This is a genomic window from Streptomyces sp. NPDC002032, from assembly GCF_042890765.1.
GTDB lineage: Bacteria > Actinomycetota > Actinomycetes > Streptomycetales > Streptomycetaceae > Streptomyces.
Map to the genome: position 1 here is coordinate 99,942 of NZ_JBIASM010000005.1, position 14,815 is coordinate 114,756.

Consider the following 14,815-nt stretch of genomic DNA (forward strand, 5'->3'; position numbering starts at 1 on the left):
CCGCCCATCCCCCGGTCCGGTGCCGTTCGAAGCTCGGTGGGCCGGACGGGCACAGGTATAGTCCACTTCCGCTCGTGTGAGCAAGATCATGCACAGACATGTCCGTCAGCTTTTCCGAGTTGAGACCTCTCCGAAACCTCACTCCGGCTCCGGGTACGCGAAAGGGCCGTACCCCCTGTGCGGGGATACGGCCCTCTGGTGCCGCGGGGCGACCCGGCGGTGACTAGCCGCGGATCAAGTTGCGGAGCACGTACTGCATGATGCCGCCGTTGCGGTAGTAGTCGGCCTCACCCGGCGTGTCGATGCGGACGACCGCGTCGAACTCCACGCCGGTGTCGGTGGTGACCTTGACCGTGCGCGGGGTGGTGCCGTTGTTCAGCTCCTCCACACCGGTGAAGGAGAAGGTCTCCTCGCCGGTGAGGCCCAGGGAGGCCGCGGTGGCGCCCTCGGGGAACTGCAGGGGCAGGACGCCCATGCCGATCAGGTTCGAGCGGTGGATGCGCTCGTAGGACTCGGCGATGACGGCCTTGACGCCGAGCAGCGCGGTGCCCTTGGCGGCCCAGTCGCGGGACGAGCCCGAGCCGTACTCCTTGCCCGCCAGGATGACCAGCGGGATGCCGGCGGCCTGGTAGTTCTGGGAGGCGTCGTAGATGAAGGAGACCGGAGCGCCCTCGACGGTGAAGTCGCGGGTGAAGCCGCCCTCGGTGCCCTCGGCGATCTGGTTCCGCAGGCGGATGTTCGCGAAGGTGCCGCGGATCATGACCTCGTGGTTGCCGCGGCGGGAACCGTAGGAGTTGAAGTCGCGGCGCTCGACGCCGTGCTCCGTGAGGTACTTGCCGGCCGGGGTGTCGGCCTTGATCGCACCGGCCGGGGAGATGTGGTCGGTGGTGACCGAGTCGCCCAGCTTCGCCAGCACGCGGGCGCCGGCGATGTCGGAGACCGGGGTGGTCTCCATCGTCATGCCCTCGAAGTAAGGGGGCTTGCGCACGTAGGTGGACTGCGGGTCCCACTCGAAGGTGTTGCCGGTGGGGATGGACAGCGCCTGCCACTGGGCGTCGCCCGCGAAGACGTCCTGGTAGGACTTGTTGAACATGTCCTCGCCGATGGCGTTCGCCACGACGTCGTTGACCTCGGCCTCGGAGGGCCAGATGTCCTGGAGGTAGACCGGCTTGCCGTCGGTGTCGGTGCCCAGGGCGTCCTTGGTGATGTCCACCTTCATGGAGCCCGCGATGGCGTACGCGACGACCAGCGGCGGGGAGGCCAGGTAGTTCATCTTGACGTCGGGGTTGATGCGGCCCTCGAAGTTGCGGTTGCCCGAGAGCACCGAGGTGACGGCAAGGTCGGCCTCGTTGATCGCCTTCGAGATCTCCTCGTCCAGCGGACCGGAGTTGCCGATGCAGGTGGTGCAGCCGTACCCGACGAGGTTGAAGCCCATCTTGTCGAGGTACGGGGTCAGGCCGGCCTTGTCGAAGTAGTCGGTGACGACCTTCGAGCCCGGGGCCAGGGTGGTCTTGACCCAGGGCTTGCGGGTCAGGCCCTTCTCGGACGCCTTCTTCGCCACGAGCGCCGCGGCGACCATGACGTAGGGGTTCGAGGTGTTGGTGCAGGAGGTGATCGCGGCGACGGTGACGGCGCCGTGGTCGATCTCGAAGGAGGTGCCGTCGGCCAGGGTCACCGGGGTGGGCTTGGTGGGCACACCGTTGGAGGTCGCCGGGGCGTCGGACGCCGGGAAGGACTCCTTGCCGGCCTCCTCGTCGTCGCTGACGTAGTTGCGCACGTCCAGCGCGAACTGCTGCGAGGCGTTGGCGAGGACGATGCGGTCCTGCGGGCGCTTGGGGCCGGCGATGGAGGGGACGACCGTGGAGAGGTCGAGCTCCAGCTTCTCGGAGAAGTCCGGCTCGGCGGCCGGGTCCAGCCACAGACCCTGCTCCTTGGCGTACGCCTCGACGAGCGCGACCTGCTGGGCGTCGCGGCCGGTCAGGCGCAGGTACTTCAGGGTCTCGTCGTCGATCGGGAAGATCGCGGCGGTGGAACCGAACTCCGGCGACATGTTGCCGATGGTGGCGCGGTTCGCGAGGGAGGTGGCGGAGACGCCCTCACCGTAGAACTCGACGAACTTGCCGACGACGCCGTGCTTGCGCAGCATCTCGGTGATCGTCAGCACGAGGTCGGTGGCGGTGGTGCCGGCCGGCAGCTCGCCGGTCAGCTTGAAGCCCACCACGCGCGGGATCAGCATGGAGACCGGCTGGCCGAGCATCGCGGCCTCGGCCTCGATGCCGCCGACGCCCCAGCCCAGCACGCCCAGGCCGTTGACCATGGTGGTGTGCGAGTCGGTGCCGACGAGGGTGTCGGGGTACGCCTGGCCGCCGCGGACCATGACCGTACGGGCCAGGTGCTCGATGTTGACCTGGTGGACGATGCCGGTGCCCGGGGGGACGACCTTGAACTCGTCGAAGGCGGTCTGGCCCCAGCGCAGGAACTGGTAGCGCTCCTTGTTGCGGCCGTACTCCAGCTCCACGTTCTGGGCGAACGCGTCGTTGGTGCCGAACTTGTCGGCGATGACGGAGTGGTCGATGACCAGCTCGGCCGGGGCCAGCGGGTTGATCTTGGAGGGGTCGCCGCCGAGGGCCTTCACGGCCTCGCGCATGGTGGCGAGGTCGACGACGCAGGGGACGCCGGTGAAGTCCTGCATGATCACGCGGGCCGGCGTGAACTGGATCTCCTGGCTGGGCTGGGCCTGGGAGTCCCAGCCACCGAGCGCCCGGATGTGGTCGGCGGTGATGTTCGCGCCGTCCTCGGTGCGGAGCAGGTTCTCCAGAAGGACCTTCAGGCTGTAGGGAAGGCGCGCGGCGCCCTCGACCTTGTCCAGCCGGAAGATCTCGTACGACTCGTCGCCCACCTGCAGCGTGCTGCGGGCGTCGAAGCTGTTCGCCGACACGACAGTCTCCTTCATGCATGATTTTTCGCGCGTATTACCGCAATCCTGCCGCCACGCCCTCTGGCCAATCCGCTAAGGCAGGGCTAAGTTAGGTAACCCTTACCAGCGGGGGCGGCTGCGGTGCGCCTTCGGCAGATATCTCGATGTCGAGATAACTCTAGTACATCGCCGCGCCCTGGGTGATGCGGCATGGGCCACAACAGCACCGGCCCCTCGGGCTCTCACCGCGAGGGGGTGGAGGAGGACGCGCGCACCGTCAGCGCGGCCGGGACGGTCCGCTGCCCCGGCGCCGCGTCCTGCGGGGACTCCAGCAGCCCCACCAGCGCGGCCACGGCGCTCCGGCCGATCACGTCCGGCCGCAGGGTCACGGTGCTGACGGGCGGATCTCCCGCCGCGTACGAGGGGTCCTCGCTCGCGCAGACCAGCCGCAGCTCCTCCGGCACCCGCAGCCCGTGCCGCGCGGCGGCGGCCAGCACCTGGCGGCCGCCCGGATCGTAGACGCAGTACACGGCGTCGGGACGGGAGGGCGCGGCGAAGATGGGGTCGAAGGCGTGCCCCGGGGCGTCCTCGGGGTCGAACGGGACCACGAGCGGCCGCGCCCCGCGCGCGGCGCACCAGCGGGCGTAGGCCTCGGTGACGGCCCCGGTGTAGTACTCCCGGCCGTACGCCGAATGCAGGGCGATCCGCCGGGCCCCGGAGGCGGCGAGGTGGTCGAGGACTGCGTGGGTGGTGGCCTCGTGGTCGTTGTCCACCCATATGTCCGCGGGCCGGGGGTCCGGGGGGCGGCCGTCGAAGACCACCGGCAGGCCCCGGGCCCGCAGGGCGCGGAGCACCGGATCGCCGGCCGGGCTGTCGAGCAGCAGCATCCCGTCGACGGCCAGGGTGTGCCACAGCGGCTCGGCGCCCCGGTCGGCGGGCAGCACGGTGAGGGCGTAGCCACGGGCGTGGGCGGCCGCGGTGGCGGCGGTCAGCAGCCGGGAGAAGTAGGCGACCTCGACGTAGTTCCAGGCGGAGCCCGCGTACGTGGTGACGGCGAGGCCGAGCGTACGGGTGCGGGGGCCGCGCCGGCCGCCGTAGCCGAGGGCGGCCGCCACCTCGCGGACCCGGCGGCGGGTGGACTCGCCGACGCGGCCGGTGCCGCCCAGGGCGTGCGAGACCGTCGCCGTGGAGACCTCGGCGGCGCGCGCGATGTCGGCGATGGTCGGTACGGGCCCGGGCACGGGGTCATCGTACGGAGGGCGGTGCGGATTTCGTCGGTCGCGGAGGGTTCTGGTTAAGGGGTTAATCACCCAGTGTCCTGGCCACACCGACCTTTGGAGTGGCCGTGACCTCTTCTGCATCCGCTTCCGTACCGCATTCTGGTTCCGCTTCCGGTTCCGGTTCCGCTTCTGGTTCCGCTTCTGGTTCCTCGTTCGCTTCCGCTCCGCCCTTCTCCCGGCGCGGGCTCCTCGGGGCCGTCGGGGCGGCGGGGGCGGCCGGTCTGCTGGGGGCCGGGCCGGCCGCGGCCGACCCTTCGGGCGCCGGGTCCTCCGGCGGGCGCGGCTCGGCCGCCCTGGTGATCCACAACGCCCGGGTGTTCACCGGGACCGCGGCCGGCGGCGCGCCGGTGGAGGCGGTCGCGGTCGGGCGGGACGGGAAGATCCTCGCGGCCGGGAGCGGGCCGGAGGTGCGCCGGCACGTCGGGCGGGACACCGAGGTCCTCGACGCCCGCGGGAACACCGTGATGAGCGGCATCCACGACGGGCACGTGCACCCGCTGGGCGCCGGCGACCGCTCGCTGCGGCCCTCCCTGGAGGGGGCGGAGACCACGCTGCCCGAACTGATGGAGCTGCTGGCCGGCTTCCTCGCCGACACCGGGGGCGCGGGCGCCGAGCCGGACCGCTGGCTGGTGGTGGAGGACTGGAATCCGGTCGGGCTGCTGCCGACGGGGAGCGTGCCGCACCACTCGATGCTGGACGCGCTGGAGACCCGTAGACCCCTGGCGCTGGTCGGCGGCGACGGCCACAACCTCTGGGCGAACCGGCGGGCCCTGGAGGTCGCCGGGATCACGGCGGCCACCCCGGACCCGGTCGGGGGCCGGATCGTGAAGGGGCCAGACGGGCAGCCGTCGGGCGTCCTGAAGGACGACGCGCAGGATCTGGTGAAGCGCCGCGTACCGGAGCCCTCCCGGGCCGAACTGGTCGCGGCCTGCGCGAAGGTGCTGGAGCTGGCGGCGGCGTCCGGGGTCACGACGATGATGGACGCCCTGGTCGGACGGCACGAGCTGGAGCTCTACCAGGCCCTGTCGGCGGCGGGGAAGCTGCCGCAGCGGATCGTGCCGGCGATCCGGCTCGACGCCGGGCAGACGACGGACCCGGCGGCGGCGCTGGCGTACGCGCGCGGGCTGCGGGGGGAGTTCGAGGGGGTCCGGGACCTGCGGTTCGGGATGGTCAAGGTGTTCCTGGACGGGGTCATCGAGTACCCGGCGCAGACGGCCGCGCTGCTGGAGCCGTACCTGGACGGCAACGGGAAGCCGACGGGGAACCGCGGCGAGCTGTACACCTCGGCGGCCGACTACGGCCGGCTGACGGCGGCGTTCAACAGGGCCGGCTGGCAGATGCACGCCCACGGGCTCGGCGACCGGGCGGTGCGGACGGCCCTGGACGGGTACGCGTACGCCCTCCGGGTGAACGGGCGGCGGGACGCGCGCAACGCCGTGGCCCACCTTCAGATCGTGGACCCGGCGGACCTGCGGCGCTTCGCGCAGCTGGGCGTGGCGGCCTGCATGCAGCTCCAGTGGGCGGCCGAGGACACCTGGACGATGGAGGCCCTGCTCCCGTACATCGGTGAGCGGCGGCACCGGTGGATGTACCCGGCGCGCAGCCTGGAGCGCGCCGGGGCCCGGCTGAGCGGCGGCTCGGACTGGCCGGTGGACGCGCTCCAGGTGTGGAACCAGCTGCGGACCGCGATCGACCGGCAGGGCGCCTTCGGTTCGGGGGCGCTGCACCGGGAGCTGGAGGGGCTGGGCCGGACCTCGGTGCTGCGGATGCACACGGCCGGGACGGCGTGGCAGCTGAGGCAGGAGGGGCTGACGGGCACGGTGGAGCCGGGCAAGGCGGCGGACCTGGTGCTGCTGGACCGGGATGTGACCCGCTGTCCGGTGGCCGACATCAGCGGGACGGGCGTACGGATGACCCTGGTCGGCGGACGCGTGGTGCACGACGCGGATTCGGCGGCGGGCCGGGCCGCCGTGGCGCGGGCGGCGCGCGCGGGATCCGGGCCGCGCCCGGCGACGTACGCGGCGGTGCACGGCGGGCGCCACCACGCCTGCGGGCACTGACGGGAGGCGGCCGGAACCGAGCGGCACTGACGGGCGGCCGGTGTGCTTACGAGGTGAGATGTCCGTAATCGGCGCGATGTTCGGAAAATCTGGTGACCTGACGGTCGGTAACACCCGTCTGCCCCACCAGAAACAGAAGGCATCTCATATCTGAGATACGGTGCATCCATGGCAGACGACTACCTCGTACGCATCGGCAAGCTCATCCGTGACGCCCGGCAGCACCGCGGCTGGACACAGAGTCAGCTCGCCGACGCACTCGGCACCAGCCAGAGCGCGGTGAACCGCATCGAACGCGGCAATCAAAACATCAGCCTTGAGATGATCGCCCGAATCGGTGAAGCACTCGACAGCGAGATCGTCTCTCTGGGCTACGCGGGACCGATGCACCTGCGCGTCGTCGGGGGCCGCCGGCTGTCCGGGGCCATCGACGTCAAGACGAGCAAGAACGCGTGCGTGGCCCTGCTGTGCGCCTCGCTCCTGAACAAGGGCCGGACCGTGCTGCGCCGCGTGGCGCGCATCGAAGAGGTCTACCGGCTCCTGGAGGTCCTGGGCTCCATCGGCGTCCGCACCCGCTGGATCAACGAGGGCGTCGACCTGGAGATCGTCCCGCCGGCCCGCCTCGACATGGACGCCATGGACGCGGACGCGGCCCGCCGCACCCGCAGCATCATCATGTTCCTCGGGCCGCTGCTGCACCGGATGGACAGCTTCAAGCTGCCCTACGCCGGCGGGTGCGACCTCGGCACCCGCACCATCGAGCCGCACATGATCGCCCTGCGCCGCTTCGGCCTGGACATCACCGCGACCGAGGGCATCTACCACGCCCAGATCGAAGCCGGGGTCTCCCCCGACCGCCCGATCGTGCTGACCGAACGCGGGGACACGGTCACCGAGAACGCCCTGCTGGCCGCGGCCCGCAACGACGGCGTCTCCGTCATCCGCAACGCCTCGTCGAACTACATGGTCCAGGACCTGTGCTTCTTCCTGGAGGCGCTGGGCGTCAAGGTCGAGGGCATCGGCACCACGACGCTCACCGTGCACGGCGTCCCCGTCATCGACGTCGACGTCGACTACTCCCCCTCCGAGGACCCGGTCGAGGCGATGAGCCTGCTGGCCGCCGCCGTCGTCACGGAGTCGGAGCTGACGATCCGCCGGGTCCCGATCGAGTTCATGGAGATCGAGCTCGCGGTCCTGGAGGAGATGGGCCTCGACCACGACCGCTCGGCGGAGTACGTGGCCGACAACGGCCGCACCCGCCTGGTCGACCTCACGGTCCGCCCCTCCAAGCTGGAGGCGCCGATCGACAAGATCCACCCGATGCCCTTCCCCGGGCTGAACATCGACAACGTCCCGTTCTTCGCGGCCATCGCCGCCGTCGCCCAGGGCCAGACCCTGATCCACGACTGGGTGTACGACAACCGGGCCATCTACCTGACGGACCTCAACCGCCTCGGCGGCCGCCTCCAGCTCCTGGACCCGCACCGCGTCCTGGTGGAGGGCCCCACCCGCTGGCGCGCCGCCGAGATGATGTGCCCCCCGGCCCTGCGCCCCGCCGTGGTCGTCCTCCTCGCCATGATGGCCGCCGAGGGCACCTCGGTCCTGCGCAACGTCTACGTCATCAACCGCGGCTACGAGGAACTCGCCGAGCGCCTCAACTCGGTCGGAGCGCAGATCGAAATCTTCCGCGACATCTAGGCATCAAGACGAAAAGGGATCAAGGAGGGCATCGCTCGAAGCCCTCGAAATAGGCCCCTGACCTGCGGAAACAGCTTCCAGCACCTGTCGACGCCTTCCCGCGTTTTCCATCGCCTTGCGCAAGACAGCCCCCGCCCCCGGAGTGATCCGGATCAGGTGGGGGCCTTCGCGTCTCCTGGCGGGGATCAGGTCAGCCGTGCTTCTCCTTCGCCTTGCGCAGCATCTGGTTGTACACCTGCGACTGCTGGTCCGACGTGATCCCCAGCTTCACCAGGATCGGATCCGACACCTCCTCCTCGACCCGCTTGTTCGCCGCGTCGAACATTTCCCGATGGCCCTCCAGCCCGACTATCCGTACCTGCTGTCTGGCGCCCCGTACGTCTCGTACATGGTCTTTGCGGTCTCGTACTCGTCAGGTTCCTCGTGGCCCGGCAGCAAGCGATGTCTGCTCATCCCGAGCACTTGACGGTTCATCAGGTCACGTGGAAGTGGGTATCCGCGTAACGGAATCGGGCGCTCTCCATGTTCTGGGATCCCTTGGCCAAGGACCGCCACCAACCACTCCTCGGCGGTACCGTCCCAGTAGACGAAGGGGACGCCATGAAGTGGAACGAGCACACCACCGGCCAGCGGATCAAGCTGCTGCGCGGAGCCGTCACTCAGGAAGAACTCGCCGAGAACGCAAGTCTGTCCATCGCCACGATCCGCAAAGCCGAACAGGACCGGGGGCAGGTCTCACTCCCCACCCTGCTGCGGCTCGCCCACGCCCTGGGCGCCGACGTCTCGGTGATCGTGGGTCAGCAGGCCCCCAGGAGGGCCATGCTCGCGGACGACCGCCTCACCCTGCGCGAACTGTCCCGAGCGGTCCACGACACCGCAGCCGGGATCGGCACCGACAGGGAACCCGTCGACTTCGCCGCCGATCTCGCAGCAGGGTGGGACGCCTACCGGGCCGGGCGCATCGGGGTCGCCGGCCAGTTCGCGACGTCCTGCGTCAGAGACGCTGCAACGGCCATCACCGCCGCACCCGAAGGCCGCCGCATGACCGCCCGCGGAGTCCTCGCCGACGCATACCGCCTCTCCGCCTACGTCGCCAACCAACTCGGTGCCCGTGACCTCGCATACGCCGCCATCGGCCACGCCGCCGACCAGGCCCGGCAGGGCGGAGACCCGGTGCGCGAGGCTTCCGTGGCCTCCGGGCGCTCGTGGGTCTACCTGCGTGACGCCCGCCTCGACGACGCCGAGCACACCGCAGGTATCTCGTACACCAGCATCGAACCGACCTACGGCGACCGGGATCCCGTACTCCTCGCCACCTACGGATGGCACGTGACCTTCGCGGCCGTCGTCGCCGCCCGCCAGGGCGACACCACCTCCGCCGATGACCTGCTGTCCCAGGGTTCCGCCGTGGCCGCACGGCTGGGGCGTGATGTCATGGTCAACGGAACCGCGTTCGGACCCGCCGCCGTCACCGCCCAGGCCGTTGGCATCGCCGTGTCCACCGGGAAGGCCGGGAAAGCCCTCCAGCTCGCCCGGGACCTGCACGACACCTCCTCTCTGCACCAGGCCGCGCAGAACCGCCTCCAGCTCGACATCGCCCTCGCCCAGTGCGACACGAAGCAGTACGACACCTGCCTGGACACCCTGCTGACGGTCTGCACGGAACACCCGGAATGGGTGCGCCACCAAACGCTCCCCGGCGTCATCGCCCAGCGCGCCGGCCACGCCACCACCTCTCGATCCCGCAAGGTCGCGAAGATCATCAGCGCCACCCTCGCCTAACTGCTACGGGGCGTAGCACTCGCACCCTCCGCGGATTCCGGTAGTGCCACCCCCGGGCCGCTCCCCGGAGCGCCGAGCCGGGACTTGCGGATAGGGGCGGCGGGCGGCTGGGAACGGTTCCTGCGCCGCAGCGAGATGCAGCCGGAGAACGAAGGGTGATCAATACCCCGCGCCCCGCGTCCCACAAGTCTCTGCCGGGGTGGCTCCACGAGGGCGCCCGCGTGTACGACCCCGGCCTGTCCGACGTGGTGTTCTCGGAGTGCACGCTGCGGCTGACCGAATTCGGCGCCGGCCGGTACGGGGACGCCGATCTCCGGGGCAACGATCTCTCCAGCATCCGCGGCGTCGCCAACCTGTCGAAGATCCGCATCACGCCCGCCCAGCGGGCCGACCTCGCCCAGGCCCTGGTGGCCGACCTCGACATCGACGTCAGCGACGACTGACCGGAGACCCACACGCCCCTGCACCTCACCCACAGCGACCCGGCCGCGCTGCGCGACCGCTGTGAAGTTGGCACCGTCCGGACCACCCGCGAGAACGAGACCGCCTACGAGTCCGGTGCAGTGGTCCCGGACGGACAGTGGCGCCGCATGACCGCTGCTGAGGTCAAGACCGCCTCGGCCCCACGCAGGCCCCTGGACAGCATCATGGTGGAGATCGTCAGGCCCCCCTTCCAGGAGGGCCAGGCCCTCGAAGACCTGACCCGGCCCCTGGGCGATCCGGACGCGGTGTACCTGGGGCAGGCCCCGGCCAAACCGGGCATGGTCACCACCACGGACAACTACGAGGACGGGCGCCTGATCGGTCTGCACCTCGACAACTGGGACAAGCTCCGCTGCTCCGACCGTCACACCGGCCGCCGCAGGCTCGCGATCAACCTGGGGCCCGGAACCCGGTACATCATCCTCGGCGCCCTGGACGCCCAGACCGTGTGCCGCGCGGTCCAAGGCGCCGGCCACGAGCACCGCTACCCCCACACCAACGACTTCCGGGCCTACGTCGCGGCTGGCTACCCCATCCGCATCATCCGTATCCGCCTCGAACCCGGCGACGGCTACATAGCCCCCACGGAGTACCTGCTGCACGACGGCTCGACCGAGGACCAGGACCAGCCGTCCGCCGCAGCGTTCTGGCTCGGCCGTTTCCCCCGCGGGCTGTTGCCCTCACTCGTCTGACCCCGCACGGCCGAGTGTCCTGCACTCCTTCGCCACCGGATCGAGGGAGTGCTCGGTCCAGCTCAGAGCGCATGCAGCACAGTTCTGGGACATGTAGGCCGTTTTCTTCGGATCTAGCAGGGTTCAGAAGGCTGCACCCCAGGAGTTCGCTGTAGAGCCGGTCCTCGTAGATTGCCCCTCGGAGACGACAGACCGCGCTGTGTGGGCGGCGGGGCGAAGGGGGAGACATGCGCGGGACGGACGCGGTGGCGGCACTTGCCGAGCTCATGCCGGTGACTGACGGGGTCGACGAGCGCGTCGACTGGGGCGAGGTCGAGGCCGTCTGGGGGACCCGATTCCCCTCGGACTACGTCCGCTTCATGGAGGTGTACGGGGCGGGGGCAATCAGCGAGACGATCAGCATCCTGCTGCCGACACCGCGTGTCGAGGGGTGGCCTTACCAAACTGACCCGGGCCTCCAGGACGAGACCGACGTCGCTCGCGAGACGTGGGAGATGCTTCGCGACGAGACCGACTTCGACGTGGACCCCGAGTCCATCGTTGCGTGGGGCGTGACCTCGGGCGCGGACATCTACTCCTGGGTGACCGCGGGCGACGACCCGGAACGATGGCCGGTCCTGATCTTCTCAAGGGGCAACGACGTCATGCGGTTGGTCCCTCTAGGGATGGCGGAGTTCCTTCATCGGCTCCTGAGCGATGCGGCGTTTCGAGAAGGGAAGATCAACATCGTCCTACCGGACGAGGCGTCCTTCGTGAACTGGCGGAACCAATAGCACGCAGACTCGGATCATCTTGCCGACCAGATGAAAATGGCAGCGAGGTGGAGCCCGGCGAGGTAGATGGTGGCGGTCTTGTCGCAGCGGGTGGCCAGGCCTCGCCACTGCTTGAGCTTGTTGATGCACCGCTCGACGGTGTTCCGCTGCTTGTAGGCCTCGCGGTCGAAGGCCGGCGGGCGGCCGCCGAACCGGCCGAGCCGTTTGCGGTTGGCGGCTTGGCCCGCGGGCTGTGGAATGACGGCCCGGATGCCGCGCCGTCGAACGTGGCGGCGAATCGCCCGGGACGAGTAGGCCTTGTCGGCCAGGACCATGTCCGGCGTGACTTTGGGACGGCCGGTCCGTCGTGGCACCCGCAACCGGGTCATGACCTGCTCGAATGCGGGCGCGTCACCTGCCTGGCCGGGCGTGATGACGAAGGCCAGAGGTCGACAACGGCTGTCGGCGGCGAGGTGGATCTTCGTGGTCAGGCCGCCGCGGGAGCGTCCGAGGGCATGGTCGGCCGGCTCGCCAGCCGGGGCCCCTCTTGGCGGGCCCCGGCGGCGTGCTGGTGAGCAGGCACGATCGTGGAATCGACCGCGACGACCCAGTGCAGGTCGCCTTCAGCGTCGGCCTGAGCCAGCAGGGTGGTGAAGACCGTCTCCCAAATGCCGTCGGCCGCCCACATCCGCAGCCGGTTATGGACACCCTCCCACGACCCGAAGTGCTCGGGCAGGTCCATCCACGGCGTCCCGGTCCGGTACTTGAACGCGATCGCGTCGATCACATGCCGGTGATCCCGCCACCGCCCACTCCGCCGAGGGATCCGGGCCGGCAGCAACGGCTCAATCCTCGCCACTGGGCGTCAGTCAACGACACACATCAACCAACGATCAGACGATCGGTAAGAAACGGCCTAGGAAGCCGACCGCCCGGGGCCCGGGCGGGACACAGCCCGAAGCCCCGAAACCACAGGCCCCGGGAAGCCTCCGCACCGGCACTGAGCCGGCCGGCGGGGGCTTCCTCGTGCCGGCAGAACCAGAGCCGTACCGGCGGATGGCGTCATGCGGTGGTCCTCCGGGTGTCGCGGGCGTACTGGGTCCAGGTCCCGGTCGGCGTGCTGTCCGGCGCCGCGGCATTGAGCTGAGCGCCGAAGGTGCGCAGCATCCCGGTGACGCGCGGGTGCCGCGTGGCGGCGTCAGTGGCGACCTTCATCGCCGTGGCCAGGGCGGGTTCGAGGTCACCCTGACCGAGCTGGGCAAGGGCGCGGCGGGTGGTCGAAGTGGCCTTCGAGCGGTACGTCCGGATGCCCGAGGACCGAGGCCAGGGCCTCGGTCCTCGGGGGTGGTCGGTCAGAGGGGCGGGCGGGGGTCGGGGGCGTCGTCGTCGGTGGCGAGGAGGCCCGTGCGGGTGGCGATGACGGCGGCCTGGAAGCGGCTCTCGGCGCCGAGGCGTTCCAGGATGTCGGCGACGCGACGGCGCACCGTGCGCAGCGACAGGCCCAGGCGGCGGGCGATGGTCTCGTCCTTGAGGCCGGCCGCGAGCAGTCTCAGCAGGGTGGTGTCGATGTCGCGGGCGGCCTGTTCGAGGGCTTCGGCCCCCAGGGTGGTGGCGTCGACGAAGACGCGGGCGTGGGTCCAGGCCTGTTCGAAGATGCCGCGCAGGTAGGCGATGAGATGGGGTTCCCGGACGACGACGGCGCCCCAGGTGGTGGTGTCCGCGGGCAGGAACGCGACGGTCTCGTCGAAGACGATGAGGCGGCCGAAGAGTTCGTGGGCCGTGCGGTACTGGCCGCCCAGGGCGGTCGCCGCGGCGACGTAGGCCTGGGTGGGGCCGTGGAAGCGGACCGAGTGCTGCTGGAGCGTGCGCATCCGGATGCCTCGTTCGAGCAGGGCGCGGTCGCGCGCCAGGGCCGGTTCGAGGTTGGCCGGGTTGCGGGAGACGTCGCCGGGCTGGCAGGCGATGACCTCGTGGCGGCAGCGGGCGGCCTCCTGTTGGAGCAGGGTGTGCACCGTCTCGATGTCGGGCAGCAGCGTCACCCCGTCCTGCCCGGTGTCGGGGACACCGGGGTGGGCGAGCCGGGTGAAGCGCTGGATCTCCTCGCGCATGGCGGCCAAACGCTGCTGGTGGACAGCGGTTTCGGCGGCGATGCGGGCCTCGGTCTCAGCGGTGAGGTCCGCGAGGGCTATCTGCGGTGGCAGGGCGTGGCCCTGCCGGGGGTCGGCCGGATCGCGGCGGACCAGATGGCGTTCGGCGAGCCGGTCCAGGGCCGCGCCGGCCTCTTGCGCGCAGATGCCGAGTGCCCGGCCGAGGTCGGTGACATCGAGGCGGCCGTGCGTGCGGACGTGGTCATAGACCCGCACATCGGTCGCGCCGGTGTCTTCCGGCCGTACTGCGTCGGTCTGGCATCCGGCCTGACCATGCGTTAGTTCCGTTTTGTCTGTTCTGATCATATTTCTCCCCCTGTCCCCCGGTGAAATGACACTTTAATGACAGGCATCACTCCTGGTTGCGGGGACGGTACTCAAGAAACAATCCAGACATCGACAAGGGCGGAACCTCCACTCCCGGGTCCCGTCGTGCGATCGAGTACCACGCCTATGACATGAAGGATCCCGTTGTGAACCAACTTCTCCGCATTGCCGTCGGCGCCGCCACCACCGTGACCGCCCTGTGTGCCCTCGCGGGACCGGCCGTCGCCGCCGGGCCCGCCGCGCCCGCCCCGGCGGGCTTCACGGCTTCCTCGAACGTCCTCCACGGGGAGGAAATCGGCATCACCAACACGTCCTGGGGCAACAGCCGCCCCACCCCCGAACTGCACTGACCGCAGCGGGGACAGCGACACCGGCGCAACTACGCGCGTAGCCCGGCGGGCGACACGGACGCCGCCCGGGCGCTGCCGGCGGGCCGGCCGGCCGTCGAGATGACACCCCACGACCACCGGGCGGTACGGCCGTGCGCCGTGCCCGGACGTGTCCCGCACCCCTTGCGCCGCCCCCGGGCCGCCCCCGCCTCCGCCCCCGCCTCCGCGAAGCGAGGCGCCGCCGGCGCACCGGGGCCCGCGCCCGGCTCTCCGTAGCCGCTCCGTAGCCGCTCCGTCAGCCGCTCCGTCAGCAACGCCGCGCGCGAGGGTGCGCCCGTTCGCCATGCC

The 14,815-nt window shown here is 70.5% G+C and carries 12 protein-coding genes and 1 pseudogene; 7 read left to right on the forward strand and 6 right to left on the reverse strand.

The window, feature by feature from the left end; all coding sequences use genetic code 11:
* Positions 1–223: 223 nt before the first annotated feature.
* Together acnA and ACFYYT_RS14520 are read right to left on the reverse strand one after the other, a co-directional pair.
* Positions 224–2,938 carry an aconitate hydratase AcnA gene (acnA, locus tag ACFYYT_RS14515; RefSeq protein ID WP_351817802.1) on the reverse strand — a complete coding sequence of 905 codons (2,715 nt, stop codon included), beginning with the start codon at positions 2,936–2,938 and terminating at the stop codon, positions 224–226.
* A 221-nt stretch (positions 2,939–3,159) separates the two neighbouring features.
* Positions 3,160–4,158 (reverse strand): LacI family DNA-binding transcriptional regulator, encoded by a 999-nt coding sequence (locus ACFYYT_RS14520; RefSeq protein ID WP_351817799.1) that lies wholly within the window; start codon positions 4,156–4,158, stop codon positions 3,160–3,162.
* 353 nt (positions 4,159–4,511) lie between these two features.
* Here ACFYYT_RS14520 and ACFYYT_RS14525 point away from each other — a divergent pair, with 353 nt between their 5' ends.
* Positions 4,512–6,257, forward strand: a complete 1,746-nt coding sequence (locus tag ACFYYT_RS14525) for an amidohydrolase (protein WP_351817796.1) — start codon at positions 4,512–4,514, stop codon at positions 6,255–6,257.
* A 168-nt stretch (positions 6,258–6,425) separates the two neighbouring features.
* Positions 6,426–7,955, forward strand: a complete 1,530-nt coding sequence (locus ACFYYT_RS14530; RefSeq protein ID WP_351817794.1) for a UDP-N-acetylglucosamine 1-carboxyvinyltransferase — start codon at positions 6,426–6,428, stop codon at positions 7,953–7,955.
* A 190-nt stretch (positions 7,956–8,145) separates the two neighbouring features.
* Here ACFYYT_RS14530 and ACFYYT_RS14535 read toward each other — a convergent pair whose 3' ends face one another.
* Positions 8,146–8,280 (reverse strand): hypothetical protein, encoded by a 135-nt coding sequence (locus ACFYYT_RS14535; protein WP_351817791.1) that lies wholly within the window; start codon positions 8,278–8,280, stop codon positions 8,146–8,148.
* Positions 8,281–8,555: 275 nt separating this feature from the next.
* Between ACFYYT_RS14535 and ACFYYT_RS14540 the strand changes: the two genes are divergently transcribed.
* From ACFYYT_RS14540 to ACFYYT_RS14555, 4 genes are all read left to right on the forward strand, one after another.
* Entirely contained in the window at positions 8,556–9,737 is a 1,182-nt protein-coding gene (locus tag ACFYYT_RS14540; RefSeq protein ID WP_351817788.1) for a helix-turn-helix transcriptional regulator, read from the forward strand.
* A 155-nt stretch (positions 9,738–9,892) separates the two neighbouring features.
* Positions 9,893–10,180, forward strand: a complete 288-nt coding sequence (locus ACFYYT_RS14545) for a hypothetical protein (protein WP_351817785.1) — start codon at positions 9,893–9,895, stop codon at positions 10,178–10,180.
* Positions 10,181–10,327: 147 nt separating this feature from the next.
* Positions 10,328–10,912 (forward strand): hypothetical protein, encoded by a 585-nt coding sequence (locus tag ACFYYT_RS14550; protein ID WP_351817782.1) that lies wholly within the window; start codon positions 10,328–10,330, stop codon positions 10,910–10,912.
* Between the two features lie 227 nt (positions 10,913–11,139).
* Positions 11,140–11,685, forward strand: a complete 546-nt coding sequence (locus tag ACFYYT_RS14555) for an SMI1/KNR4 family protein (RefSeq protein ID WP_351817779.1) — start codon at positions 11,140–11,142, stop codon at positions 11,683–11,685.
* A 14-nt stretch (positions 11,686–11,699) separates the two neighbouring features.
* Here ACFYYT_RS14555 and ACFYYT_RS14560 read toward each other — a convergent pair.
* The 3 genes and pseudogenes from ACFYYT_RS14560 to ACFYYT_RS14570 all read right to left on the reverse strand — a co-directional run bounded on the left by ACFYYT_RS14560 (position 11,700) and on the right by ACFYYT_RS14570 (position 14,027).
* Positions 11,700–12,543, reverse strand: a pseudogene (locus ACFYYT_RS14560) (IS5 family transposase).
* A gap of 183 nt (positions 12,544–12,726) precedes the next feature.
* Positions 12,727–12,879: a hypothetical protein gene (locus tag ACFYYT_RS14565; protein ID WP_351817776.1), complete on the reverse strand. Its 153-nt coding sequence runs from the start codon at positions 12,877–12,879 to the stop codon at positions 12,727–12,729.
* 137 nt (positions 12,880–13,016) lie between these two features.
* Positions 13,017–14,027 carry a helix-turn-helix transcriptional regulator gene (locus tag ACFYYT_RS14570; protein ID WP_351817774.1) on the reverse strand — a complete coding sequence of 337 codons (1,011 nt, stop codon included), beginning with the start codon at positions 14,025–14,027 and terminating at the stop codon, positions 13,017–13,019.
* A 257-nt stretch (positions 14,028–14,284) separates the two neighbouring features.
* Here ACFYYT_RS14570 and ACFYYT_RS14575 point away from each other — a divergent pair, with 257 nt between their 5' ends.
* On the forward strand, positions 14,285–14,488 hold the full coding sequence (locus tag ACFYYT_RS14575; RefSeq protein ID WP_351817771.1) for a hypothetical protein: 204 nt from the start codon (positions 14,285–14,287) through the stop codon (positions 14,486–14,488).
* Positions 14,489–14,815: the final 327 nt, after the last annotated feature.